The sequence below is a fragment of the Pseudomonas sp. SIMBA_067 genome (assembly GCF_046534675.1).
Lineage (GTDB): Bacteria > Pseudomonadota > Gammaproteobacteria > Pseudomonadales > Pseudomonadaceae > Aquipseudomonas > Aquipseudomonas putida.
Window position 1 is genome coordinate 553,091 of the sequence record NZ_JAWRYH010000002.1, and the last position, 24,621, is coordinate 577,711.

Here is a 24,621-nt window from a genome sequence, read left to right on the forward strand (position 1 = left end):
ACTCAAGATTTCAATGCTTCGGCCAGTTTCGCGATTTTGCCGCGAACAGAGCCATCGATTACCAGGTCACCAGCGCGGATGACGACGCCGCCAATCAGGCTGGCATCCTCCGACGCGTGCAGGCGCACTTCCTGGCCTAACCGTGCACTGAGAACCTTGGCGAGTTTGTCTTGCTGTTCTTGGTTCAACGCGAAGGCACTGGTGACTTCCACGTCCACGGATTTCTCTTGCTCGGCCTTGTACAGGTCAAACAGAGCGGCAATCTCCGGCAGAAGCAGGAGACGGTCGTTTTCCGCGGCAACATGAATGAAATTCTGTGCCTGTGCATTGAACTTGTCACCGCACACGTCAATGAACGTGGCGGCCTTTTCTGCGCTCGTCAGTCGCGGGGCCTTGAGCAGGCGCTGCATGGTGTCGTCTTGCGACACCGCAGCAGCCAGGCCGAGCATGGCTGACCAATTGGCCAGTTGCTGATGGGCCTGGGCATGCTCAAAGGCAGCCTTAGCGTAAGGTCGGGCCAACGTGGTCAGTTCTGCCATGATCGCCCTCGCTTAAATTTCAGCGGCCAGTTTGTTAACCAGCTCCGCATGCGCGTTTTGATCGATTGTGGCGCCAAGGATCTTTTCAGCACCGCCAACGGCCAGAGCACCCACTTGGGCACGCAGGGCGTCTTTAGCGCTGTTCAGTTCCTGTTCGATCTCGGCCAGAGCCTGAGCCTTCACACGGTCAGCTTCGACGCGGGCCTGTTCACGGGCTTCCTCGACAAGCTGAGCAGCGCGTTTCTTGCTTTGCTCAATGATTTCGGCTGCCTGTGCTTTAGCTTCACGCAGTTGCTGACCCGCTTTCTCTTGGGCCAGCTCCAGGTCGCGAGCTGCGCGGTTGGCAGCGTCCAAACCGTCGGCAATCTTCTTTTGGCGCTCTTGCAGAGCAGTGATGACCGGAGGCCATACGTACTTCATGCAGAAGAGTACAAAAATCAGGAAAGCAACGGATTGGCCAATCAGGGTTGCATTAATGTTCACGCCAACACCTCGCTCGGTCTTAATTCATACAGCCATCAACTCGTGGTGACGAGTGATTAGCCGGCGATCTGACCAACGAACGGATTCGCGAAGGTGAAGAACAGAGCGATACCAACACCGATCATGGTTACGGCGTCGAGCAGACCGGCAACGATGAACATTTTGACCTGCAGCATCGGAACCATTTCTGGTTGACGAGCAGCGCCTTCCAGGAATTTGCCGCCCAGCAGGCCGAAACCAATGGCGGTACCCAGAGCACCCAGGCCGATCAGCAGAGCAACAGCGATAGCGGTCAGACCAACTACAGTTTCCATCTTTCCTCCCGACTTTTACGTCGTATTGGTTAGGTTTTTAGTTTGAAGCGGTAAAACAAATCGTGAGTACAGCTGCCCTTGCGGACTTTTTAAGCCCTCCCCCCGAACAGGCGGGGAAGGCTATCAGACACGCCAGGCGGTCTTAATGGTTATCTTCGTGCGCCATCGACAGGTAGACGATGGTCAGCATCATGAAGATGAAAGCTTGCAGGGTGATGATCAGGATGTGGAACACAGCCCACGCCCATTGCAGCACCACACCCAGGCCGCTGAGCCACAGCAGGCCGGAGCCGAACATGACCGCGATCAGGATGAACACCAGTTCGCCGGCATACATGTTGCCGAACAGACGCAGTGCCAGCGAGATCGGTTTGGCGATCAGGGTGACGAATTCGAGCAGGAAGTTGACCGGAATCAGCAGGATCTGCACGAAGATGTTCTTGCTGCCGAACGGGTGCAGGGTCAGTTCACCGATGAAGCCGCCCAGGCCCTTGACCTTGATGCTGTAGAAGATGATCAGGGCGAACACGCTGAAGGCCATGGCCAGGGTCGCGTTCGGGTCGGTGGTCGACACGGCGCGGAACGGAATGTGCGGATCACCGGAAATCAGGATGGCCAGCTGAGGAATCCAGTCGACCGGTACCAGGTCGACGGCGTTCATCAGGAATACCCAGACGAAGATGGTCAGTGCCAGCGGTGCGATTACCGGGCTACGGCCGTGGAAGGAGTCCTTCACGCTGCCGTTGACGAAATCGACCATCACTTCCACGAAGTTCTGCAGACCGCCAGGCTGGCCGGAAGTCGCCTTCTTTGCCGCCATGCGGAAAATGAACAGGAAGATCAGACCCAGCGCGACGGACCAACCCAGGGTGTCCAGGTGGAACGCCCAGAAGCCCATTGCCTTGGCTTCTGCAGCCGAATGGGCAAAGCCCCAGCTGCCGTCTGGTAGTTGACCGTAGGTCAGGTTCTGCAAGTGGTGCTGGATATAGCCCGAAGCGGTTTCTGCTGCCATGGTTGCCTCAAACGCCCTAAGGTCTCGAAAGTCTTTTATTCATCAGCAGGGGCGCGAACCAGCTGACCAAAAGGGTCAACACGAAGACGCCGAATACTGCTAACGGCGCCAGTGGCTTCACTCCTGCGAAGGTCAGTGCAAAAAGCACTGCCGTCAAAATCATCTTGCCTGCCTCGCCAGCGTAGAACGACTTGACGATGGCTTGTGCTGCCCGAGCTCCGCTGAAGCGAAAAGCCTTCCAGGCGAAATACACATTGGGCAGCCACGCAATCAAACCTCCGCAAAGGCCTGAATATCCACTGACCGCCCCTTTCCACTGCCACAACACCAGGGTTGCCAGCAGCAGTACGACGAATTGAGCCAGCAGTACCGGAAAAACCGCCCAGCGATGGAAAGGCAGGCGGTTTGGCGTGCGGATTTCCATCACAACTGCTCCTCGTAAGTCGACCAACAAGTCAGCTATGACTTGGCATAATTTGTGCCGACAAAATGCGCGCAGAGTATAGGGGTGGATTAACCCCTATTCAACTCTTCGTAGTGATTTCCGACTGCGCGCTACAACAGGAATTGTTTCAGCGGATGTGAGCAAGCACGCCTTGCAACTCGTCAAGCGAGTTGTAACGAATAACCAACTGGCCCTTGCCCTTGTTCCCATGACGGATCTGGACGGCCGACCCCAGCCGCTCTGCGAGCCGCTGTTCAAGGCGTGCGATATCCGGATCAGGTTTGCTTGGTTCGACCGGATCAGGCTTGTCACTGAGCCACTGACGAACCAGTGCCTCGGTTTGGCGCACGGTGAGACCACGTGCGACAACATGACGCGCCCCCTCCTCCTGACGGTTTTCGTCCAGGCCGAGCAATGCGCGTGCGTGGCCCATCTCCAGGTCACCGTGGGCGAGCATGGTCTTGATCGCCTCCGGCAAGGTGATCAGGCGCAGCAGGTTGGCCACGGTGACCCGCGACTTGCCCACGGCGTCGGCCACCTGTTGCTGGGTGAGCTCGAATTCCTGCTGCAGACGCTGCAGGGCCATGGCCTCTTCCAGCGGGTTGAGGTCTTCGCGCTGGATGTTCTCGATCAGCGCCATGGCAATGGCGGCTTCATCGGGCACTTCGCGGACCATGGCCGGGATCGTGTCCAGGCCGGCCTGCTGGGTCGCGCGCCAGCGGCGCTCACCGGCGATGATCTCGAAGCGGTTGTCGCCAATCGGGCGGACCACGATCGGTTGCATGACGCCATGGCTGCGAATCGAATGCGCGAGCTCTTCCAGCGCCTCCGGGTCCATGTCCCGACGCGGCTGGTACTTGCCACGCTGGATCAGCTCGACCGGCAGGTGTTGCAGTTCTTTCTGGTCGATCTTCACAGCCTGCTCTTCGAGCGCGCTGACGGAAGGACCACTGAGCAGTGCATCCAACCCACGTCCGAGACCCCGTTTCTTGACGGCCATACGGATTCCTTAAGTTGTTTGTGCAGTGCGTGATGGACGGCGCTGACGGCGAACCAGTTCCCCGGCCAGGGCCAGATAAGCCAGCGCGCCGCGCGATTGCTTGTCGTAGGCCAAGGCCGGCATGCCGAAGCTGGGGGCCTCGGCCAGGCGAATATTGCGCGGAATGACCGTGTCGTACAGCTGCGGGCCAAAGTGTTCCTTCAGCTGCGCCGAAACATCGTTGTTCAGGCTCAGGCGAGGATCGTACATGGTCCGCAGCAAGCCCTCGATCTTCAGCTCCGGGTTCAACCGGGCGGCGATGCGCTTGATGTTATCCACAAGGTCGCTGAGGCCTTCCAGTGCGTAGTACTCGCACTGCATGGGGATGATCACGCCATCGGAAGCGACCAGGGCGTTAAGCGTGAGCATGGACAGCGACGGCGGGCAGTCGATGAGGATGTAGTCGTAGTTCTCACGGATGGGCGCCAGTGCGTTGCGCAGACGGCTCTCCTTGACCTGCATTTCCAGCAGCACCACCTCGGCGGCGGTCAGGTCGCGGTTGGCCGGCAGCAACTGGAACCCACCGTGCTCGGAGTAATGCATGGCCTGGGCCAGGTCGCATTCCCCGATCAGCAGGTCGTAGACCGAGTGCTCGAGCTCGTGTTTGTCCACACCGCTGCCCATGGTGGCGTTGCCCTGCGGATCGAGGTCGATCAGCAGCACACGACGCTTGGTCGCGGCCAGCGAGGCGGCGAGATTGATACAGGTGGTGGTCTTGCCTACACCACCTTTCTGGTTCGCGATTGCGAATACCTTAGCCATTGATGCGCGTGTTCCCAGTCATGCCTTGCGGCGCAGTATCAGCAGATGGCGCTGGCCCTGGCAACCTGGAACGGTCAGGGCCTGTTCGCTTTCCACTGTGAAGTCTGCGGGCAATGCTACCAGTTCATCGGCAGGATGCAGCCCCTTCATTGCAAGCCATTGCGTCCCGGTGTCGCCCAGATGGCGGGTCCAGTTGGTGAAGTTCTCCATGCTGCTGAAAGCGCGGGAGATGATTCCGTCGAACGGCTGCGCCGGCTGGAAGGCTTCGACCCGGCTGTGGATAACCGTGAGGTTGTCCAGTTTGAGCTCCATTTTCACCTGGGTCAGGAAGCGGGTCTTCTTGCCGTTGGAGTCCAGCACCGTCACGCGCTTGTGCGGATGCAGGATAGCCAACGGAATACCCGGCATGCCACCGCCACTGCCGACATCCAGCCAGTTGTCACGCTCGCTGTGGATAAACGCCATGACGCTCAGGCTGTCGAGCAGATGGCGCGACACCATCTCGTCCGGGTCGCGCACGGCCGTGAGGTTGTAGGCTTTGTTCCATTTGATCAACAGGGCCAGGTAGCCAAGCAGTTTCTCGTGCTGCTCGGCGCTCAGCTCGACACCGAGCTGGCGCGCGCCTGTGGACAACTCTTCAGCGTGTTGCGGGGTGACCAGGGAACTCAAGCGCTTTGCTCCAATTCGCGGCCAGCGCCGCGTTTTTTCAAGTAAATCAGCAACAGGGAAATCGCCGCCGGGGTCACGCCTGGGATGCGCGAAGCCTGGCCCAGGGTTTCCGGGCGGGTCTGGCCAAGCTTGCCCTGGATCTCCTTGGAAAGGCCGGAAATCGTCGTGTAGTCGATATCCACAGGCAGGCGGGTGTCTTCGCTGGCGCGCAGGCGAGCGATTTCATCCTGCTGGCGGTCGATGTAGCCCGCGTACTTGGTGCGGATCTCGACCTGCTCGGCGACCTGTGGATCGATCGCGTCACCGCCGGTCGCCTCGATCAGCCCGGCGTAGTCGATTTCCGGGCGCGCCAACAGGTTCAGCAGGCTGTATTCGTGGCTGAGCGGCGTGCCGAACTTATCCACAATGGCTTGGCCTTGTTCGGTGTTCGGCCGCACCCAGGTCGACTTCAGGCGCTGTTCCTCACGCTCGATGCCGTCACGCTTGGCGCAGAAGGCGGCCCAGCGCTGATCGTCGATAAGGCCCAGTTCACGGCCTTTCTCGGTCAGGCGCAGGTCGGCGTTGTCTTCGCGCAGGATCAGGCGGTACTCGGCACGTGAGGTGAACATGCGGTACGGCTCCTGGGTACCCAGGGTGATCAGGTCGTCGACCAGTACGCCGATGTAGGCTTCGTCGCGGCGCGGGCACCAGCTTTCGCGGCCCTGTGCGCGCAGTGCGGCGTTGGTCCCGGCCAGCAGGCCCTGGGCACCGGCTTCTTCGTAACCGGTGGTGCCGTTGATCTGCCCGGCGAAGAACAGGCCACCGATGACTTTGGTCTCGAGGCTGTACTTGAGGTCACGCGGGTCGAAGTAGTCGTACTCGATGGCGTAGCCCGGGCGGACGATGTGGGCGTTTTCCATGCCGCGGATCGAACGCACCAGCTCCAGCTGCACGTCGAACGGCAGCGAAGTGGAAATACCGTTGGGGTACAGCTCATGGGTGTTCAGGCCTTCCGGCTCGATGAACACCTGGTGGCTTTCCTTGTCGGCGAACCGGTGGATCTTGTCTTCGATCGATGGGCAGTAGCGCGGACCGACGCCTTCGATCACACCCGAGTACATCGGCGAACGATCGAGGTTCGAGGCGATGATCTCGTGGGTACGCGCATTGGTATGGGTAATCCAGCAGCTCACCTGCCGTGGGTGCATTTCGGCATTGCCCATGAAGGACATGACCGGGATCGGCGTATCACCTGGCTGCTCGGTCATCACCGAGAAATCCACAGAGCGCCCATCGATGCGTGGCGGAGTCCCGGTTTTCAGGCGGCCGACGCGCAGCGGCAGTTCACGCATGCGGTGGGCCAGGGCGATCGAGGGTGGATCACCGGCACGGCCACCGGAATGGTTTTGCAGACCAATGTGGATAAGCCCGCCGAGGAAAGTACCAGTGGTCAGTACCACCGATTCGGCGAAGAAACGCAAACCCATCTGGGTAACTACGCCCTTGACCTGGTCCTGCTCGACGATCAGGTCGTCGCAGGACTGCTGGAATATCCACAGGTTCGGCTGGTTTTCCAGGATTTCACGCACCACCGCCTTGTAGATGGCGCGGTCGGCCTGCGCACGGGTGGCGCGTACCGCCGGGCCCTTGCGGTTGTTCAGAACGCGGAACTGGATGCCGCTCTTGTCGGTGGCCAGCGCCATGGCGCCGCCGAGGGCATCGATCTCTTTGACCAGATGGCTTTTGCCAATACCGCCAATGGCGGGGTTGCAGCTCATGTGACCGAGGGTTTCCACGTTATGGGTCAGCAGCAGGGTTTTCACACCCATGCGTGCAGACGCAAGCGCAGCCTCGGTACCGGCATGGCCGCCGCCGATGACGATCACTTCAAAACGGGAAGGGAAATCCACCACGCACCTCGTGCCTGTTTTTGCGAATAGAGAAGGTAAGCCGACAAGTATAGGGACTTCACCCCCTTTAAAGAAACCGTCTGAGCAAATTTTGACCAGTCTGTGGATGAGTGGCAGACAACAGAAATCAACAAGAAGAAATTTATAAAAGCTTTGTTTTTATGTTTATTCTTATGCACAACCATATCTGTGGATAAAGCTCTGTAGGTCTTGAATGGCGCTGTGTAGAAAGAAATTAAACCCTGTGTCTGGAGTGCCATGAGGGCTATGGATAACGTCATTTATCCTGTGGATGAAATGGCTATTTACCCACAGGCGGATTTCTCCTCAGGAAAAAAGCCTGCTTATCAACTGAGCTGAAGATGGGTTTTCCACAGGGCTCCTGAGCGCAGTTTTCAGGTTGTGGATGAAAAAATACTCAAGTTCGGGACAGATGCGGACAAGGCGACAGCTGGTTTTCCGCAAAAGCGTTGGCCCAGCCATAGAGATCTAGCGGTTGTACTGGCGTCTTCGCGGGCATGCCCGCGCCCACAGGTGCGCTGTTGACCTCACTGTGGTCATCTCCTGCAATGAATTTGAGGCAAAAAAAAGCCGCTCCCGAAGGAGCGGCCTTGGCCTAGCGTGGCTGTGGATTACTTGCCGATGCAGAAGCTGGAGAAAATGCGCCCCAGCAGGTCATCCGAGCTGAACGCCCCGGTAATTTCCCCCAGGGCATGCTGTGCCTGGCGCAAGTCTTCTGCCAGCAGCTCTCCCGCGCCCGCCAAGGTCAACTGTGCACGGCCGTGCTCCAGGTGCTCGCTGGCCTGGCGCAAGGCATCCAGGTGCCGCCGGCGGGCACTGAAACCACTCTCCGCCGTCTGTTCGTAACCCATGCATGCCTTCAGATGGTCGCGCAGCAGTTGCAGCCCAGTGTCGTCGCCCTTGGCACTGAGGGTGATGGTCACATGGCCGTCATCGCACTGTTCCAGCGCCACCCGCTCGCCACTCAGGTCGGCCTTGTTGCGAATCAGCGTGACCTTGGCAGGGTCGGGCCGCTGATCGAGAAACTCGGGCCACAAGGCAAACGGGTCGCTGGCCTCGGGCGCGGTGGAGTCGACCACCAGCAACACACGATCGGCCTCGCCAATGGCCTTCAGGGCCCGTTCTACGCCGATCTTTTCCACATGGTCATCGGTATCACGCAAACCGGCGGTATCGACCACGTGCAGCGGCATACCGTCGATGTGGATATGTTCGCGCAGGATGTCCCGTGTGGTGCCGGCGATGTCGGTGACAATGGCGGCTTCCCGACCAGCCAGCTGGTTAAGCAGGCTCGACTTGCCGGCATTCGGCCGCCCGGCGATGACCACCGTCATCCCGTCACGCAGCAGGGCACCCTGCCCGGCCTCACGTTGTACGGTGGATAACTCGCCGCGCACTGCATCGAGCATGGACAGGACGTGGCCATCGGCGAGGAAGTCGATCTCCTCTTCGGGGAAGTCGATTGCTGCCTCGACGTAGATGCGCAGGGCGATCAGCGCCTCGGTCAGGCTGTGCACACGCTTGGAGAACTCCCCCTGCAGCGAGCGCAGGGCGTTACGTGCCGCCTGGCTGGAGCTGGCCTCGATCAGGTCGGCAATGGCTTCGGCCTGGGCCAGGTCGAGCTTGTCGTTGAGGAACGCGCGTTCGCTGAATTCACCCGGGCGGGCCAGACGACAGCCAACTTGTACACAGCGCTGCAGCAGCATGTCCAGGACCACCGGGCCACCGTGGCCTTGGAGTTCGAGCACATCTTCGCCGGTGAACGAGTTCGGCCCAGGGAAGAACAACGCAATCCCCTCGTCAAGCACCAGCCCTTCATCGTCGCGGAACGGGCCGTAATGGGCATGGCGAGGGGTCAGCGTACGACCGGTGATCAACTGCCCGGCCTTGCTGGCCAAAGGGCCGGACAACCTGACAATACCCACACCACCGCGGCCTTGGGCGGTAGCGATGGCGGCGATGGTTTCACGCACAGTGTTCATGCTCGAAAGCCTCTACGACAAAAACGACAGATAGCAAAAACGCCCCACTAGGGGGCGTTTTTTATTCACAGGCTAGCGTACTAGCCCGTCAAGCAGCAGCTTTTTTGGTGGCTGCTTCGATACGGCGAGTGATGTACCACTGCTGCGAAATCGACAGGCAGTTGTTCACAACCCAGTACAGCACCAGACCAGCCGGGAACCACAGGAAGAAGAAGGTGAAGATGATCGGCATCATTTTCATCACCTTGGCCTGCATCGGATCCGGCGGGGTCGGGTTCAGGCGCTGCTGGATGAACATGGTGGCGCCCATGATGATCGGCAGGATGAAGAACGGATCCTTGATCGACAGGTCGGTAATCCACAGCATCCATGGGGCCTGGCGCATTTCTACGCTTTCCAGCAGTACCCAGTACAGGGCCAGGAATACCGGCATCTGCACCAGGATCGGCAGGCAGCCGCCCAGCGGGTTGATCTTCTCTTTCTTGTACAGCTCCATCATCGCCTGGGACATCTTCTGGCGATCGTCACCGAAGCGTTCTTTCAGCGCGGCGAGCTTGGGCGCAACAGCACGCATACGCGCCATGGAGCGGTAGCTGGCAGCCGACAGCGGGAAGAACAGGCCTTTGATCAGCATGGTCAGCACGATGATCGACCAGCCCCAGTTACCCAGCAGGCTGTGGATATGTTGCAGCAGCCAGAAGATTGGCTGGGCGATGAACCACAAGAAGCCGTAGTCGACGGTCAGTTCCAGGCCTGGGGACAACTCTTTCAGCTTGGACTGGATCTTCGGGCCGGCGTACAGCATGGCGCTGGTTTCGACCTTGCCACCAGCAGGGACGCTGAGGGCCGGGCCGGTGTAGCCGATGATGTAGTTGCCCTGGCTGTCCTTGCGAGTCTGGACAACGTTGTTATCCGACTTGGCCGGAATCCAGGCGGTTACGAAGTAGTGCTGCAGCCATGCAACCCAGCCGCCGGACACATTTTCTTTCAAACTACCTTTGTCGATGTCCTTCATCGAGACCTTTTTGTAAGGCTCGGAAGCTGTCCACAGGGCTGCGCCCAGGTAGGTGGCGGTGCCAGTGGCAGTGCTCGAGGACGGATCGCCGCTGGCGTCGCGCTTGAGCTGGGCAAACATGTTGCCGCTCCAGGCCTGGTCGCTCTGGTTGTCGATCAGGTAGCTGACATTCAGGTCGTACTCACCGCGCTTGAAGCTGAAGCGCTTGATGTAGTTGACTCCGTTGTCGCTGAACTTCAGGTCGACCACCAGTTGTTCCTGGCCGTCGGCCAGCTGGTAGCTCTTCTGCTCGGCGGCATACAGCGGGCGGCCGCTGGCGCGGGCATCCGGGCCGTTGGCACCGGTCAGACCGCTTTGTGCCAGGTAAACACGCTCACCACCGTTGTCGAACAACTGGAACGGAATGTTCGGGTGGTCCTGACGGCGTGGGTACTTCGGCAGGTTCAACTGGACGATGTCACCACCGACCGGATCGATAGCCAGTTCCAGAACGTCGGTCTTGACTCGGATCAGGTCCTTGCTGAGTGCGACCGGTGCCAGTTCGGCAGGGCTCGATTCGGCGTTGGCGCTCGGCACATCGGCGCTGGCGCCGTTGTTACCGGCCGGCACGCCATCGGGCAAGCCCGGCGCAACAGTGCTGGCAGCAGTATTCTGAGTCGGCAGGGCAGCCTGGCCGTAGTCATCGTTCCACTTCAGGACCATGACGTAGGACACGACTGCCAGCGCGGCGATCAGGATCGTGCGTTTAATATCCATGATTACTCGGCTATCGAAGAAGTTCGGGAGGAAGGAGCGGGTGGAACGGGGTCGAAACCGCCGTCATTCCACGGATGACAACGCCCCAGGCGACGAACGGCCAGCCACCCACCACGCCAGACGCCATGGTTTTCGATGGCTTCATAAGCGTAACAGGAGCAACTGGGGAAAAAACGACAGTGGTTGGCCATCAGAGGACTAATGGCGTAACGGTAAAACTGGATCGGAACGAGGGCCAGTTTACGCATCTTGACTGTCTACCCCTGCGGAATTGGCGGTGACTGCTGGAGTTGGCCGGCTGCGCGCCAGACGTTTCCAGAGTTTGCCAAAGTGTTGGTGCAATTCCGGGTTTTCTATCTCACCCAATCCCTTGCGCGCGACGATCACGATGTCCAACCCGGCAAGCAACTGCTGGTTCAGGCGAAAGGAATCGCGCATCAAGCGCTTGAGGCGGTTGCGTTGAACGGCGAGCTTGACGCTCTTCTTGCCGATCACCAGGCCGAGACGAGGGTGATCGAGACCGTTCTCGCGAGCAAGGATCAGCAGGTTTTTCCCTGGAACCTTGCCGGTTGGGGAGTCGAAGACCGCTTTGAAGTGTCGGGGTGTAAGCAGTCGCTTTTCCCGACTGAAGTCCTGACTCACCACCTGTGCCGAAAAATCAAATGGCCAGACGCTTACGGCCTTTGGCACGACGACGCGACAGAACGGCGCGGCCGTTTTTGGTAGCCATACGGGCACGGAAACCGTGGGTGCGGGCGCGCTTGATGGTGCTTGGTTGGAAAGTACGTTTCATGGCGTGTTACCTGGTTTGTCGACGACCGGGCCGGGATGGCCCCCTTTTTAAGAGACCGGCGATTCTAGAGAAAGCAAGCCCATAGGTCAATTTCCAACCAGCCTTTCCCTATAGGGCGTGTGATGGACGGTGCTTGCTCGTCCATCCTCGAGGGGATGCTTGATCGGACAGACGAATCGGGGACAACATGAAAAAAAAGAAGAGACATATAAAAAGCTTTTCTGAAGAACTTATAGATATTAGGTGGATAACCTTCTGTGGATAACCTTCTGTAGGCCACAAAATTCGCCATGTACAGAGTTTTGAAACTTTGTTCTCAACCGGTGCTGCGCTTGTTTTCATCGTGGTCGAAAGCTGTGGATTAAAATGGTACTTACCCACAGCAGAGTTATCAACAGACTACGACCTAGGGTTGTGCATAGCCCTCATGGTCGCTTATCCACAGGTCTTATGCACAGTGCGGCGAAGTCGTTTTGGTCGATAAATGGCTGTTTTGTCATGGTTCCTAACGTGTCCACATGTGGATAACTGAACGCTCGACCGGTACAATGTCGGATTGTTTTTGCCTCATCCGGCTTTCAAACTCAGGGGATATCCGTGTCAGTGGAACTTTGGCAGCAGTGCGTGGAGCTTCTGCGCGATGAACTGCCTGCCCAGCAATTCAACACCTGGATCCGTCCGCTACAGGTCGAAGCCGAAGGCGACGAGTTGCGCGTCTATGCGCCTAACCGTTTCGTTCTCGATTGGGTCAATGAAAAGTACCTGGGCCGCTTGCTCGAGCTGTTGGGTGAAAACGGCAGCGGAATTGCGCCTGCCCTTTCCTTATTAATAGGCAGCCGTCGCAGCTCGGCTCCGCGGGCTGCGCCCAACGCGCCAGTCAGCGCTGCCGTGGCCGCTTCGCTGGCGCAGACCCGGGCGCAGACCCAACCTCAGAGGCCTTTGCCGGTAGCGGCCGCAGTCGAGCCTGCGGCTGTAACAGCGGCAGAGCCTGTGCTGGTCAATGAAATGGCCGAGCCGTCGTCGCGTGACAGCTTCGATGCCATGGCCGAGCCCGTCTCGCCGCCAGCCAGCAATACCCGGACCGAACAGCGCACTGTGCAGGTGGAAGGTGCGCTCAAGCACACCAGCTACCTGAACCGCACCTTCACTTTCGACACCTTTGTTGAAGGTAAGTCGAACCAGTTGGCGCGCGCGGCTGCCTGGCAGGTGGCCGATAACCCCAAGCATGGCTACAACCCGCTGTTCCTGTATGGCGGCGTGGGCCTGGGTAAAACCCACCTTATGCATGCTGTGGGTAACCACCTGCTGAAGAAGAACCCGAACGCCAAGGTCGTGTACCTGCACTCGGAGCGCTTCGTCGCAGACATGGTCAAGGCGCTGCAGCTCAACGCCATCAACGAATTCAAGCGCTTCTACCGTTCGGTGGATGCGTTGCTGATCGACGATATCCAGTTCTTTGCTCGCAAAGAGCGCTCGCAGGAAGAGTTTTTCCACACCTTCAACGCCCTGCTTGAGGGCGGCCAGCAGGTAATTCTTACCTCTGACCGTTACCCCAAGGAGATCGAAGGCCTGGAAGAGCGCCTGAAGTCGCGCTTTGGTTGGGGGCTGACGGTGGCTGTAGAGCCACCAGAGCTGGAAACCCGCGTAGCGATCCTGATGAAGAAGGCCGATCAGGCCAAGGTCGAGCTGCCACATGATGCGGCCTTCTTCATTGCCCAGCGCATTCGCTCCAACGTACGTGAGCTCGAAGGTGCACTGAAGCGGGTGATTGCCCACTCGCACTTCATGGGCCGCGACATCACCATCGAGCTGATCCGTGAGTCGCTGAAAGACTTGCTGGCGCTGCAAGATAAACTGGTGAGTGTGGATAACATTCAGCGAACCGTCGCCGAGTACTACAAGATCAAGATCTCTGATCTGTTGTCCAAGCGTCGTTCGCGTTCTGTCGCGCGTCCACGTCAGGTGGCCATGGCCCTGTCCAAGGAGCTGACCAACCACAGTCTGCCGGAAATCGGCGACATGTTCGGTGGTCGCGACCACACGACCGTGCTGCACGCCTGCCGCAAGATCAACGAATTGAAGGAATCCGACGCGGACATCCGCGAGGACTACAAGAACCTGCTGCGGACGCTGACGACCTGATGGCCGTCTGCGCAGCTAATTGAAGGCAAGGGACTAGACCATGCATTTCACCATTCAACGCGAAGCCCTGTTGAAACCCCTGCAACTGGTCGCCGGTGTCGTAGAGCGCCGTCAGACCTTGCCGGTCCTGTCCAACGTATTGCTGGTCGTACAAGGCCAGCAACTGTCGTTGACCGGTACCGACCTGGAAGTCGAACTGGTAGGCCGCGTACAACTGGAAGAGCCGGCCGAGCCTGGCGAAATCACTGTGCCGGCGCGCAAGCTGATGGACATTTGTAAAAGCCTGCCGAACGACGCCCTGATCGATATCAAGGTCGACGAGCAGAAACTGTTGGTGAAGGCCGGCCGCAGCCGCTTCACCCTGTCTACCCTGCCAGCCAATGACTTCCCGACTGTGGAAGAAGGCCCGGGTTCGCTGACCTGCAACCTGGAACAGAGCAAGTTGCGCCGTCTGATCGAGCGCACCAGCTTCGCCATGGCCCAGCAGGATGTGCGCTATTACCTCAACGGCATGCTGCTGGAGGTTTCCCGTAACACCCTGCGCGCAGTTTCCACTGACGGCCACCGCCTGGCGCTGTGTTCCATGACCGCGCCGATCGAGCAGGAAGATCGCCACCAGGTCATCGTGCCACGCAAAGGTATCCTGGAACTGGCCCGCCTGCTGACCGACCCGGAAGGCATGGTCAGCATCGTCCTGGGCCAGCACCACATTCGCGCCACAACCGGTGAATTCACCTTCACTTCCAAGCTGGTGGATGGCAAGTTCCCGGACTACGAGCGTGTACTGCCCAAGGGCGGCGACAAGGTGGTGGTTGGTGACCGCCAGGCGCTGCGTGAAGCCTTCAGCCGAACTGCGATTCTTTCCAACGAAAAGTACCGCGGTATTCGCTTGCAACTGGCTGCTGGCCAACTGAAGATCCAGGCCAACAACCCTGAGCAGGAAGAAGCTGAAGAAGAGATCAGCGTGGACTACGAAGGTAGCTCGCTGGAAATCGGCTTTAACGTCAGCTACCTGCTGGACGTGCTGGGCGTGATGACTACCGAGCAAGTTCGTCTGATCCTGTCCGACTCCAACAGCAGTGCGCTGCTGCAGGAAGCTGGCAATGACGATTCTTCCTACGTTGTCATGCCGATGCGCCTGTAACCTGTAGCAGGCGCAATGTCCCTTCGACGGATCATGGTCACCGCGGTGCGCAACTTGCACCCGGTGACCCTCTCGCCCTCCCCCCGCATCAATATCCTTTTCGGCGCCAATGGCAGTGGCAAGACCAGTGTGCTTGAAGCTGTGCACTTGCTCGGGCTTGCGCGGTCATTTCGCAGCACCCGCCTGAACCCGGTTATCCAGTATGAGCAGTCTGCCTGTACCGTATTTGGTGAAGTGCAGTTGGCTGAAGGTGGCACCAGTAACCTGGGTGTCTCTCGAGAGCGGCAGGGAGAATTCACCATACGCATCGATGGGCAGAATGCACGTAGCGCCGCCCAGCTGGCGGAACTGTTACCGCTGCAGCTCATCAACCCAGACAGTTTCCGGCTGTTGGAAGGTGCCCCGAAAATACGCCGCCAGTTCCTGGATTGGGGTGTGTTCCACGTGGAACCTCGTTTTTTGCCAGCCTGGCAACGGCTGCAGAAGGCGCTGCGGCAGCGGAACTCATGGTTGCGTCATGGTACACTTGACGCAGCTTCGCAAGCCGCCTGGGACCGGGAATTGTGCCTGGCCAGCGCGGAAATAGATGAATACCGTCGCAACTACATCAAGGCCTTGAAGCCTGTCTTCGAGCGAACCCTGAGCGAACTGGTCGAGCTGGACGGGTTGACCCTGAGCTACTACCGAGGCTGGGACAAGGACCGGGAACTGCAAGAAGTACTCGCATCCTCTCTCCTTCGCGATCAGCAGATGGGCCATACCCAAGCCGGTCCGCAGCGTGCTGATCTGCGTCTTCGTCTGGCTGCCAATAACGCGGCCGACATCCTGTCGCGTGGTCAGCAAAAGCTGGTGGTGTGCGCATTGCGCATTGCCCAAGGCCACCTCGTCAGCCAGGCTCGTCGCGGTAACTGTATTTATCTCGTGGATGACTTGCCGTCCGAACTGGACGACAAGCATCGCCGCGCGCTGTGCCGCTTGCTTGAAGAATTACGCTGCCAGGTTTTCATCACCTGTGTAGATCACGAATTACTGAGGGAAGGCTGGCAGACGGAAACGCCAGTTGCTTTGTTCCACGTGGAACAAGGCCGTATCACCCAGACCCACGACCATCGGGAGTGAAGGCATGAGCGAAAATCAAACGTACGACTCCTCTAGCATCAAGGTGCTGAAAGGTTTGGATGCCGTACGCAAGCGTCCCGGCATGTACATTGGCGACACCGATGATGGTAGCGGCCTGCACCACATGGTCTTCGAGGTGGTCGACAACTCGATCGACGAAGCCCTCGCCGGTCACTGCGATGACATCACCGTCATCATCCACACGGACGAATCCATCAGTGTGCGCGACAACGGTCGCGGCATTCCGGTCGACGTGCATAAAGAAGAAGGCGTTTCCGCAGCCGAGGTCATCATGACCGTACTGCACGCCGGCGGTAAGTTCGATGATAACTCCTACAAAGTATCTGGCGGCTTGCACGGTGTAGGTGTTTCTGTTGTGAACGCCCTGTCCGAGAAGCTCGTGCTGACCGTTCGCCGGAGCGGCAAGATCTGGGAGCAGACCTACGTTCACGGCGTACCACAAGCGCCGATGGCTGTTGTCGGTGAAAGCGAAACCACCGGTACGCACATCCACTTCAAGCCGTCGGCTGAGACCTTCAAGAATATTCACTTCAGCTGGGACATCCTGGCCAAGCGTATTCGCGAGTTGTCGTTCCTCAACTCGGGCGTTGGCATTCTGCTGAAGGACGAGCGCAGCGGTAAGGAAGAGTTCTTCAAGTACGAAGGCGGCCTGCGTGCGTTCGTCGAGTACCTGAACACCAACAAGACGCCAGTCAACTCCCAGGTGTTCCACTTCAGCGTTCAGCGTGAAGACGGCGTGGGCGTGGAAGTTGCTCTGCAGTGGAACGACAGCTTCAACGAAAACCTGCTGTGCTTCACCAACAACATTCCACAGCGCGACGGTGGCACCCACTTGGTGGGCTTCCGTTCTTCGCTGACCCGTAGCCTGAACAGCTACATCGAACAGGAAGGCCTGGCCAAGAAGAACAAGGTGGCGACCACGGGTGACGACGCCCGTGAAGGCCTGACCGCGATCATCTCGGTGAAGGTACCGGACCCCAAGTTCAGCTCGCAGACCAAAGACAAGCTGGTTTCCTCGGAGGTGAAAACCGCCGTGGAACAGGAGATGAACAAGTACTTCTCTGACTTCCTGCTGGAAAACCCGAACGAGGCCAAGGCCGTCGTTGGCAAGATGATCGACGCTGCTCGTGCGCGTGAAGCGGCACGTAAAGCCCGCGAGATGACTCGCCGCAAAGGTGCGCTGGATATCGCCGGCCTGCCAGGCAAGTTGGCGGACTGCCAGGAGAAGGACCCTGCCCTTTCCGAACTGTACCTGGTGGAGGGTGACTCCGCAGGTGGCTCGGCCAAGCAAGGTCGTAACCGTCGTACCCAGGCGATCTTGCCGCTGAAGGGTAAGATCCTCAACGTCGAGAAAGCACGCTTCGACAAGATGATCTCGTCCCAGGAAGTGGGCACGCTGATCACTGCGCTTGGCTGTGGTATCGGCCGCGAAGAGTACAACATCGACAAGTTGCGTTATCACAACATCATCATCATGACCGATGCTGACGTTGACGGTTCGCACATCCGTACCCTGCTGCTGACCTTCTTCTTCCGTCAGTTGCCGGAACTGGTCGAGCGTGGCTACATCTACATTGCCCAGCCGCCACTGTACAAGGTGAAAAAAGGTAAGCAGGAGCAGTACATCAAGGACGACGAGGCCATGGAGGAATACATGACCCAGTCGGCCCTTGAAGACGCTAGCCTGCACCTGGACGAGTCGGCCCCAGCGGTTTCTGGCGTGCAGCTGGAAAGCCTGGTGAACGAATTCCGTAGTGTCATGAAGACCCTCAAGCGCCTGTCGCGTTTGTACCCGGAAGAGCTGACCGAGCACTTCGTCTACCTGCCTGAGGTGACCCTGGAGCAGTTGGGTGACCACGCGGTGATGCAAGCCTGGCTGGCCAAGCTGCAGGAGCGTCTGAACTCCAGCCAGAAGTCTGGCCTGGCTTACAACGCCAGCCTGCGTGAAGACAAAGAACGCAACGTATGGCTGCCGGAAGTGGAAATCACCTCCCACGGCCTGGCCAGCTACATCACGTTCAACCGTGACTTCTTTGGCAGCAATGACTACCGGACCGTCGTCAACATCGGTGCCAAGCTTTCCAGCCTGTTGGGTGAAGGTGCTTACGTACAACGTGGTGAACGCCGTAAGGCAATTGTCGAGTTCAAGGAAGGCCTGGACTGGCTGATGAACGAGACCACCAAGCGCCACACCATTCAGCGATACAAAGGGCTGGGTGAGATGAACCCGGACCAGCTGTGGGAAACCACCATGGACCCGACCGTTCGCCGTATGCTCAAGGTCACCATCGAGGATGCGATCGCTGCTGACCAGATCTTCAACACCCTGATGGGTGATGCAGTCGAGCCGCGTCGTGAGTTCATCGAAAGCAACGCGTTGTCGGTGTCCAACCTGGACTTCTGATCAGGTGTAAAACGACAGACACTAAAAAGCCCGCTGATGCGGGCTTTTTAGTGTCTGCAAAAATCAGTAGCCGGTAAGAATGTTCACGATCCTGCCACTGGCGATCGACATCAATACATAGTCGCCGTTCACATACAACCAACGGTGATCGCGTGGTGGTGCATACAGGTGGCGCGCTTTCCAGTCGGTTACCCAGTAACGGTCACCACGGTAATGCGGGTCAACGGCATGACCACGCTGCCATTGCTGATGAGGTACCGGCATGCCTTGTTGTGGACGGAAGTTCGGATCACGGTAAGCAGGACCGCGGCCATTGTCATGTCGGCCCTGTTGCTGGGGCTGACCATGAGGCGAGTTGCCTTGGTGCGATGGGCCGCCATCATGTCGGTCTGGTGGGCCCGGCTGCGCGAAGCTGGCCAACGGTGCGCTGAACATGAGCGCGGCGCAGATCACGGTTAGGGTTTTCTTCATTTGTTGCGGTCCTCTGCCTGTTAACGCCCGGTTGTCACTGTATGGGTACCGGGTGTGGTTAACCAATCAGACCACGGTTCTAGCCGTTTAATGTAAGGGCAGAGGTAAAGGTCGGGTAAAGGTGCAGGTGGGGCGATCACCGTGGGAGCGTTTGCCGATAGTCGTTAATTCAACCCTAGGGCCTTCAAGCGGCGATAGAGCGTGCGTTCACTCATGCCAAGATGGCTGGCAAGTTCGCTACGCGAGCCCTTGAACTGTTGCAGCGCCTGCGCCAGCTCACCCAAGTCATTACGACGGCCGCTTCCTTTCAGCGCCCCCACCGGCCCGATATCTTCCGGTAAGTGCTCGGGTCGAATCAGCCCGTCATCGGCAAACAGACGCGCCCTTTCCAGGATGTTGCGCAGCTCGCGGATATTGCCCGGAAACGCATGCAACCCAAGTTGCTGCAAGGCATCGTCACTCAGCCTGGGCGTCGGCTTGCCAGGCATGCGCTGGAGCAGGCTCTGCGCAAGCAGCGCCAGATCTTCCACCCGCTCTCGCAATGCAGGCAAGCGGATCGGGAAACCGCTGATACGGTAATACAGGTCTTCACGGAAGGTGCCATCCGCAACCATCTGTTTGAGCGGCTTGTGGGTGGCCGATACCAGGCGAAAATCCGAATGCACCGTGCGCAGGCTGCCCACCGGGCGGAAGCTGCCAGACTCGATCAGACGCAGCAGCTTCACCTGCATCGCCAGCGGTACTTCGCCAATTTCGTCGAGGAACAGGGTGCCGCCATGGGCCGCCTCAGCCAAGCCGATCTTGCGTTGGTTGGCACCGGTGAACGCGCCTTTCTCATAGCCGAACAACTCGCTTTCGAACAACGACTCCGTCAGGCCAGTGCAGTCGACCACCACCAGCGGGCCGTTTGCTCTGGGGCTGCCCATGTGCACCGCACGGGCGAACAGTTCTTTACCACTACCCGACTCGCCTTGCAGCAGCACCGGGATCTGCGCTGGCGCCGCACGTTGCAGGCTGGCCAAGGCAGCCTTGAAAGCTGGGGCCCGGCCGACCAGGCCTTGCTCCTGAGGTTGCGCTGATGCGAGGGTGATGGTGGTCAGGCGTTCGACAAAGGCCACCACCCTGCCCTGTTCATCCAGAATCGGGCGCAGCTCGACATCGACATGCTCGGGGCCGCGTGGTGTGTGATGAACATGCAGCACTCGCTCGGGCACCTTGCTGTCCCAGGCCTTGCGCATGGGGCAATGCTCGCCGGCCTGGTCGCACGGTACGGCGTAATGGTGCGACACCTTGTGGCACTTCTCCCCCAGCGGGGCTTGGTCATGGTGGCCGAACTGGCGGCGATAGGCGGCGTTGGCGGCCAAGATGTTGTAGTCGGTGTCCAGCACGATGGCCGGCAGGGCATCGTGCTCAAGGTAGGAAACCAGAGCTAGGATGAGGGGATGGGCTTCAGGCATGACGGCACCGTTTGGATGACTGAGCAGCGTAACAAGGACTGCCAAACACTGCCATTGGCTGACAGTCGACTGCCACCTGCTCTGCCACTGCTGCTGCCAGTTGTCTGCAACGGGCCGGTTTCCTTGGCCCAAGCGCGCTGAAAAGGCTGGCATGCATCTTGATAAACCTCCTGTCACTGCCTACGCCTTGCAAGGCGGGGCGGATAAATTGGAGAACGTGATGATCATCGGCAACAACCTGCACGTGGACGCCTTTTACGATGAGGCGACCTCGACCATCAGCTACCTGGTCATGGACCGTGAAACCCGGCAATGCGCGTTGATCGACAGCGTGCTGGATTACGACCCCAAGTCCGGGCGCACCTGCAGCGCTTCGGCCGACCGCCTGATCGAACGCGTGACCGAACTGAATGCCAGCGTGCGGTGGGTACTGGAAACCCATGTACACGCCGACCATCTTTCAGCAGCCGCCTACCTGAAGGAAAAGCTGGGCGGCCATACCGCTATCGGCGCGCACATCACCCAGGTGCAGAAAGTATTCGGGGCCTTGTTCAATGCAGAACCTGGCTTCGCCCGTGATGGCAGCCAGTTCGATGTGCTGCTCGAAGACGAGGAAGGGTTCCGTATCGGCAACCTGCACGCCCGGGCACTGCACACGCCCGGGCATACGCCCGCATGCATGAGCTTCATGATCGAAGACGCCGGCGAGATCGCGGTGTTTGTGGGTGACACCCTGTTCATGCCCGACTATGGCACTGCCCGGTGCGACTTCCCCGGGGCCGATGCCCGTACCCTGTATCGCTCTATCCGTCGTCTGCTGGCTTTCCCCGACCAGACCCGGCTGTTCATGTGCCACGACTACCTGCCAGGTGGCCGCGACATGCAGTACGTCACCACGGTGGCCGAGCAGCGCGCCAGCAACATTCATATTCACCAGGGCATCGATGAGGACAGTTTCGTCGCCATGCGCGAAGCCCGTGACAAGACCCTCGACATGCCGGTGCTGATCCTGCCTTCGGTGCAGGTGAACATGCGCAGCGGCCAGCTCCCCGCGCCGGAAGAGAACGGCGTGAGCTATCTGAAAATCCCGCTGAACAAGCTGTAACCGCCCTGCCCCATAATCAGATTTCCAGGATTTACCGCCATGCCTGCCTTGTTGTCCCCTGCCAATACCGACCACCACAAAGTCGTCATCGTCGGTGCCGGTGCCTCGGGTATCGCCACCGCTTCCAGCCTGGTCAGCCGTGACCCGTCGCTGGACGTTGCCTTGATCGACCCTGCCGACGTGCATTACTACCAACCCGGCTGGACCATGGTCGGTGCCGGTGTGTTCACGGCACCGAGTACCGCCCGCACCATGGCCTCGACCATCCCGCGCGGTGTGCGCTGGGTCAAGGCGCGGGTGCAGGGTTTCGACCCTCTGGGCCAGCTGGTCATCCTTGAGGACGGCCGCGCCATCAGCTATGAACAGCTGGTGGTCTGCCCCGGGCTCACGCTGGACTGGGCGGGCATCGATGGGCTCAGCGAAACCCTGGGCCGCAACGGTGTCACCTCCAACTACCGCTATGACCTCGCGCCCTACACCTGGGAGCTGGTACAGAAACTCAAGCAAGGCCGCGCCGTGTTCAGCCAGCCGCCCATGCCGATCAAATGTGCGGGCGCGCCGCAAAAGGCGCTGTACCTGTCTTGCGACCACTGGTTGCGCAACGGCCATCTTGGTGCGGTGAAAGCCAGCTTCTTCAATGCCGGTGCAGTCTTGTTCGGTGTGGCGGACTATGTGCCCGCGCTGATGAAGTACATCGAAAAATACGCGGTAGACCTCAATTTCTCCCACCGACTGGTCGCCGTGGATGGCCCGAACAAGCGCGCCACCTTCGTGCGCACCCTGCCCGATGGCAGCAGCGAAACGCGCATCGAGGCTTTTGACATGCTCCACGTGGTACCGCCACAAGTGGCGCCGGCGTTTATTCGCGAAAGCCCGTTGGCCGATAATGGCGGCTGGGTCGATGTCGACCCGCATACCCTGCGCCATCGCAAGTACACCAACATCCATGCCCTGGGTGACGTGGCCAATACCAGCAATGCCAAGACCGCCGCAGCGGCCCGCAAGCAGGCGCCGGTAGTGGCCAACAATGTGCTGGTGGCACTGGGCCGGCTGCCCACTCTCGCCCAGTACGATGGCTATGGTTCGTGCCCGCTGACGGTAGAGCGCGGCAAGATCGTCCTGGCCGAGTTCACCTATGGCGGCAAACTGGCACCGAGCTTTCCCAGTTGGTTGCTGGATGGCCGCAAGCCGACGCGCCTGGCCTGGTTGCTCAAGGCGCAGGCGCTGCCGCCGCTGTACTGGCAAGGCATGCTCAAGGGCCGCGAGTGGCTGGCGCGCCCGCAGCTGGTAGCCGAGGGTGGGCAGTGATCGAACATCAATTGTTGGGGGCGGGCCTGGGCGCGATCATCGGTGCGGTGCTGGCGTTGACCGGCGCCGGCGGTGGCATTCTTGCTGTGCCCTTGCTGGTGTTCGGCCTGGGGCTGTCGATGGTCGAGGCTGCACCGGTCGGACTGTTGGCCGTAGGCATGGCGGCGGCGGTTGGCGCAGTGCTGGGGCTGCGTCAGGGGTTGGTGCGTTATCGGGCGGCGCTTTTTATCGCGCTGATCGGCGTAGCAGCGGCGCCGTTCGGGCTGATGCTGGCGCACCGCTTGCCGAATACACCTTTACAGTTGGTGTTTGCCGGAGTGCTGGTGTACGCCTGCCTGCGTATCTGGCGTAAGGCGGCCAGGGAACTGCGCGGTGAGGCCAATGACGCCCATCGCTATATCGAACCCTGTGTGCTGAACCCGTTGCAAGGCCGCTTGCGCTGGACCCTGCCCTGCGCACGCGCCTTGGCATTCACCGGTGCCTTGTCCGGGCTGCTGTCGGGTTTGCTCGGGGTTGGCGGTGGTTTTGTCATCATCCCGGCCCTGAACCGCTATACCAACCTGCGCATGGCCAGCATCGTGTCCACCTCGCTGGCGGTGATCGCACTGGTGTCCACCGGCAGTGTGGTCAGCGCCAGCTTGGCGGGTGTCATGCATTGGCAGGTCGGAGCCCCGTTCGCATCAGGCGCGGTGCTCGGCCTGCTGCTGGCGCGGCCATTGGCGGCCAGGCTGGTCGGGCCGCGTTTGCAGCAGATGTTTGCGGTGGCCGGTTGGACCGCGGCATTGCTGCTGGCTGGCAAGGCGCTATTGGGCTAGCAGCGCGTCCTGTTCTGCCGCGCACAGCGCCAGCAGGTAGTCCCACACCACCCGCAGGCGCACTGACTTGTGCAGCTCGCGGCGGGTGCAGATCCAGTAGCTGCGCTGGATGGTCTCGCCAGGCAGTACGCGCACCAGCGTCGGGTCGTCGTGAGCCATGTAGTTGGGCAGTACGGCGATGCCCAGCCCCGCGCGGGCAGCAGCCTGTTGGGCAATGACGCTGGTGCTGCGAAACACCACGGTCGGTGCCCGGCAGAAACTGTTGAGAAACAGCAGCTCCTGGCTGAACAGCAGGTCGTCGACGTAGCCGATCCAGTTGTGCCGGGCCAGGTCTTCGCGGTTGCGCAACGGCGGTGCTTGGTCCAGGTAGCCCTGGCTGGCGTAGAGCGCCAGGCGGTAGTCGGTGAGCTTGCGGGTTATCAACAGGTCGGCGTTGGGGCGTTCCAGGTGAATGCTTATCTCCGCTTCGCGATTGAGGATGCTGACAAAGCGCGGCACCGCCACCAGCTCCACCTCCAGGCCCGGGTAGCGCTCGAACAACGCATTCATGCGTGGGGTGAAGAACATGATGCCGATGCCTTCGGTTACCCCCAGGCGAATCTTGCCCAACGGGGTGATGGCCTGGGTGATTTCTTCCTGCGCCAACAGCGCGACGTTTTCCATGGCTTCTGCATGCTTGAGCAGGGCTTGGCCGGAGGGGGTCAGCTCGTAGCCCTGGGCATGCTGCACAAACAGTGCTGTGCCCAGGCTTTGCTCGATGCTCTCGATGTGCCGGGCCACGGTGCTGTGGGTAGTGTTGAGGCGCTTTGCGGCGGTAAGCAGGCGGCCGCTGCGCTGCAACTCGAGGAAAAACCGCAGATCGTTCCAGTCGAACATGCTGATCCTTTTTGGCAGTTCGTTCCGGCCTCTTCGCGGG

The 24,621-nt window shown here is 59.7% G+C and carries 24 protein-coding genes; 7 read left to right on the forward strand and 17 right to left on the reverse strand.

All coding sequences use genetic code 11. From position 1 onward, the window contains the following. Positions 1–2 precede the first annotated feature (2 nt). The 14 genes from SB765_RS07805 to rpmH form a co-directional block, all read right to left on the reverse strand. Positions 3–539, reverse strand: coding sequence for a F0F1 ATP synthase subunit delta (locus SB765_RS07805; RefSeq protein ID WP_003253191.1), 537 nt, complete (start codon positions 537–539; stop codon positions 3–5). 12 nt (positions 540–551) lie between these two features. Then, a complete protein-coding gene (locus SB765_RS07810) occupies positions 552–1,022 on the reverse strand; it encodes a F0F1 ATP synthase subunit B (RefSeq protein ID WP_003253189.1) in 471 nt (156 codons plus the stop codon). Between the two features lie 56 nt (positions 1,023–1,078). Continuing rightward, positions 1,079–1,336 (reverse strand): F0F1 ATP synthase subunit C, encoded by a 258-nt coding sequence (atpE, locus tag SB765_RS07815; RefSeq protein ID WP_003097235.1) that lies wholly within the window; start codon positions 1,334–1,336, stop codon positions 1,079–1,081. Between the two features lie 142 nt (positions 1,337–1,478). After that, positions 1,479–2,348 (reverse strand): F0F1 ATP synthase subunit A, encoded by an 870-nt coding sequence (atpB, locus tag SB765_RS07820; protein ID WP_016489912.1) that lies wholly within the window; start codon positions 2,346–2,348, stop codon positions 1,479–1,481. Between the two features lie 16 nt (positions 2,349–2,364). Next, on the reverse strand, positions 2,365–2,772 hold the full coding sequence (locus SB765_RS07825; protein WP_008092225.1) for a F0F1 ATP synthase subunit I: 408 nt from the start codon (positions 2,770–2,772) through the stop codon (positions 2,365–2,367). 148 nt (positions 2,773–2,920) lie between these two features. Further along, positions 2,921–3,793: a ParB/RepB/Spo0J family partition protein gene (locus SB765_RS07830; protein ID WP_016502296.1), complete on the reverse strand. Its 873-nt coding sequence runs from the start codon at positions 3,791–3,793 to the stop codon at positions 2,921–2,923. Positions 3,794–3,802: 9 nt separating this feature from the next. Next, positions 3,803–4,594: a ParA family protein gene (locus tag SB765_RS07835; protein ID WP_016502297.1), complete on the reverse strand. Its 792-nt coding sequence runs from the start codon at positions 4,592–4,594 to the stop codon at positions 3,803–3,805. Between the two features lie 18 nt (positions 4,595–4,612). Then, the gene (rsmG, locus tag SB765_RS07840; RefSeq protein WP_016502298.1) at positions 4,613–5,263 is read right to left on the reverse strand and encodes a 16S rRNA (guanine(527)-N(7))-methyltransferase RsmG; all 651 of its coding nucleotides are present in this window, start codon (positions 5,261–5,263) and stop codon (positions 4,613–4,615) included. Beyond that, positions 5,260–7,152, reverse strand: coding sequence for a tRNA uridine-5-carboxymethylaminomethyl(34) synthesis enzyme MnmG (mnmG, locus tag SB765_RS07845; protein ID WP_041168155.1), 1,893 nt, complete (start codon positions 7,150–7,152; stop codon positions 5,260–5,262). Before mnmG ends, rsmG begins: the two co-directional genes overlap by 4 nt. A gap of 632 nt (positions 7,153–7,784) precedes the next feature. Next, positions 7,785–9,155: a tRNA uridine-5-carboxymethylaminomethyl(34) synthesis GTPase MnmE gene (gene mnmE / locus SB765_RS07850; RefSeq protein WP_049275249.1), complete on the reverse strand. Its 1,371-nt coding sequence runs from the start codon at positions 9,153–9,155 to the stop codon at positions 7,785–7,787. A gap of 88 nt (positions 9,156–9,243) precedes the next feature. Continuing rightward, positions 9,244–10,926, reverse strand: coding sequence for a membrane protein insertase YidC (gene yidC / locus SB765_RS07855; RefSeq protein ID WP_016502301.1), 1,683 nt, complete (start codon positions 10,924–10,926; stop codon positions 9,244–9,246). A gap of 2 nt (positions 10,927–10,928) precedes the next feature. Next, positions 10,929–11,174, reverse strand: coding sequence for a membrane protein insertion efficiency factor YidD (gene yidD / locus SB765_RS07860; protein ID WP_080642832.1), 246 nt, complete (start codon positions 11,172–11,174; stop codon positions 10,929–10,931). Then, positions 11,167–11,571 (reverse strand): ribonuclease P protein component, encoded by a 405-nt coding sequence (rnpA, locus tag SB765_RS07865; RefSeq protein WP_003253166.1) that lies wholly within the window; start codon positions 11,569–11,571, stop codon positions 11,167–11,169. The genes yidD and rnpA overlap by 8 nt, the downstream gene beginning before the upstream one ends. A gap of 13 nt (positions 11,572–11,584) precedes the next feature. Beyond that, positions 11,585–11,719, reverse strand: coding sequence for a 50S ribosomal protein L34 (rpmH, locus tag SB765_RS07870; RefSeq protein WP_003253163.1), 135 nt, complete (start codon positions 11,717–11,719; stop codon positions 11,585–11,587). 597 nt (positions 11,720–12,316) lie between these two features. Here rpmH and dnaA point away from each other — a divergent pair. The 4 genes from dnaA to gyrB are packed head-to-tail and all read left to right on the forward strand — an operon-like array spanning position 12,317 to position 18,549. Next, a complete protein-coding gene (gene dnaA, locus SB765_RS07875; RefSeq protein ID WP_341797174.1) occupies positions 12,317–13,861 on the forward strand; it encodes a chromosomal replication initiator protein DnaA in 1,545 nt (514 codons plus the stop codon). 40 nt (positions 13,862–13,901) lie between these two features. Next, positions 13,902–15,005 (forward strand): DNA polymerase III subunit beta, encoded by a 1,104-nt coding sequence (gene dnaN / locus SB765_RS07880; protein ID WP_016489921.1) that lies wholly within the window; start codon positions 13,902–13,904, stop codon positions 15,003–15,005. A 15-nt stretch (positions 15,006–15,020) separates the two neighbouring features. Further along, positions 15,021–16,124, forward strand: coding sequence for a DNA replication/repair protein RecF (gene recF, locus SB765_RS07885; protein ID WP_341797175.1), 1,104 nt, complete (start codon positions 15,021–15,023; stop codon positions 16,122–16,124). Between the two features lie 4 nt (positions 16,125–16,128). Next, on the forward strand, positions 16,129–18,549 hold the full coding sequence (gene gyrB, locus SB765_RS07890) for a DNA topoisomerase (ATP-hydrolyzing) subunit B (RefSeq protein WP_016497346.1): 2,421 nt from the start codon (positions 16,129–16,131) through the stop codon (positions 18,547–18,549). 63 nt (positions 18,550–18,612) lie between these two features. Here gyrB and SB765_RS07895 read toward each other — a convergent pair whose 3' ends face one another. Further along, positions 18,613–19,020 carry an RcnB family protein gene (locus tag SB765_RS07895; RefSeq protein ID WP_019470311.1) on the reverse strand — a complete coding sequence of 136 codons (408 nt, stop codon included), beginning with the start codon at positions 19,018–19,020 and terminating at the stop codon, positions 18,613–18,615. 164 nt (positions 19,021–19,184) lie between these two features. Then, complete coding sequence (locus tag SB765_RS07900; protein ID WP_410931154.1) at positions 19,185–20,477, reverse strand: sigma-54 interaction domain-containing protein; 1,293 nt, start codon at positions 20,475–20,477, stop codon at positions 19,185–19,187. 220 nt (positions 20,478–20,697) lie between these two features. Here SB765_RS07900 and SB765_RS07905 point away from each other — a divergent pair, with 220 nt between their 5' ends. The 3 genes from SB765_RS07905 to SB765_RS07915 are packed head-to-tail and all read left to right on the forward strand — an operon-like array spanning position 20,698 to position 23,705. Further along, the gene (locus SB765_RS07905; RefSeq protein ID WP_353457299.1) at positions 20,698–21,582 is read left to right on the forward strand and encodes an MBL fold metallo-hydrolase; all 885 of its coding nucleotides are present in this window, start codon (positions 20,698–20,700) and stop codon (positions 21,580–21,582) included. Positions 21,583–21,621: 39 nt separating this feature from the next. Further along, positions 21,622–22,890, forward strand: a complete 1,269-nt coding sequence (locus tag SB765_RS07910; RefSeq protein ID WP_341797177.1) for an FAD/NAD(P)-binding oxidoreductase — start codon at positions 21,622–21,624, stop codon at positions 22,888–22,890. Further along, complete coding sequence (locus SB765_RS07915; protein WP_410931155.1) at positions 22,887–23,705, forward strand: sulfite exporter TauE/SafE family protein; 819 nt, start codon at positions 22,887–22,889, stop codon at positions 23,703–23,705. Before SB765_RS07910 ends, SB765_RS07915 begins: the two co-directional genes overlap by 4 nt. Here SB765_RS07915 and SB765_RS07920 read toward each other — a convergent pair. Next, positions 23,694–24,581 carry a LysR family transcriptional regulator gene (locus SB765_RS07920; protein ID WP_016497358.1) on the reverse strand — a complete coding sequence of 296 codons (888 nt, stop codon included), beginning with the start codon at positions 24,579–24,581 and terminating at the stop codon, positions 23,694–23,696. The two genes, SB765_RS07915 and SB765_RS07920, sit on opposite strands and share 12 nt — an antisense overlap. Between the last annotated feature and the right edge of the window lie 40 nt (positions 24,582–24,621).

Excerpts from the sequence above, each read along its gene's own strand:
- SB765_RS07805 (WP_003253191.1), bottom strand. The coding sequence starts at position 539 with ATGGCAGAACTGACCACGTTGGCCCGACCTTACGCTAAGGCTGCCTTT.
- rpmH (WP_003253163.1), bottom strand. The coding sequence starts at position 11,719 with ATGAAACGTACTTTCCAACCAAGCACCATCAAGCGCGCCCGCACCCAC.
- SB765_RS07910 (WP_341797177.1), top strand. The coding sequence starts at position 21,622 with ATGCCTGCCTTGTTGTCCCCTGCCAATACCGACCACCACAAAGTCGTC.
- SB765_RS07835 (WP_016502297.1), bottom strand. The coding sequence starts at position 4,594 with ATGGCTAAGGTATTCGCAATCGCGAACCAGAAAGGTGGTGTAGGCAAG.
- gyrB (WP_016497346.1), top strand. The coding sequence starts at position 16,129 with ATGAGCGAAAATCAAACGTACGACTCCTCTAGCATCAAGGTGCTGAAA.
- recF (WP_341797175.1), top strand. The coding sequence starts at position 15,021 with ATGTCCCTTCGACGGATCATGGTCACCGCGGTGCGCAACTTGCACCCG.
- yidC (WP_016502301.1), bottom strand. The coding sequence starts at position 10,926 with ATGGATATTAAACGCACGATCCTGATCGCCGCGCTGGCAGTCGTGTCC.
- SB765_RS07905 (WP_353457299.1), top strand. The coding sequence starts at position 20,698 with ATGATCATCGGCAACAACCTGCACGTGGACGCCTTTTACGATGAGGCG.
- SB765_RS07920 (WP_016497358.1), bottom strand. The coding sequence starts at position 24,581 with ATGTTCGACTGGAACGATCTGCGGTTTTTCCTCGAGTTGCAGCGCAGC.
- atpB (WP_016489912.1), bottom strand. The coding sequence starts at position 2,348 with ATGGCAGCAGAAACCGCTTCGGGCTATATCCAGCACCACTTGCAGAAC.
- SB765_RS07900 (WP_410931154.1), bottom strand. The coding sequence starts at position 20,477 with ATGCCTGAAGCCCATCCCCTCATCCTAGCTCTGGTTTCCTACCTTGAG.
- dnaN (WP_016489921.1), top strand. The coding sequence starts at position 13,902 with ATGCATTTCACCATTCAACGCGAAGCCCTGTTGAAACCCCTGCAACTG.
- atpE (WP_003097235.1), bottom strand. The coding sequence starts at position 1,336 with ATGGAAACTGTAGTTGGTCTGACCGCTATCGCTGTTGCTCTGCTGATC.
- mnmE (WP_049275249.1), bottom strand. The coding sequence starts at position 9,155 with ATGAACACTGTGCGTGAAACCATCGCCGCCATCGCTACCGCCCAAGGC.
- SB765_RS07895 (WP_019470311.1), bottom strand. The coding sequence starts at position 19,020 with ATGAAGAAAACCCTAACCGTGATCTGCGCCGCGCTCATGTTCAGCGCA.
- yidD (WP_080642832.1), bottom strand. The coding sequence starts at position 11,174 with ATGCGTAAACTGGCCCTCGTTCCGATCCAGTTTTACCGTTACGCCATT.
- SB765_RS07825 (WP_008092225.1), bottom strand. The coding sequence starts at position 2,772 with ATGGAAATCCGCACGCCAAACCGCCTGCCTTTCCATCGCTGGGCGGTT.
- SB765_RS07830 (WP_016502296.1), bottom strand. The coding sequence starts at position 3,793 with ATGGCCGTCAAGAAACGGGGTCTCGGACGTGGGTTGGATGCACTGCTC.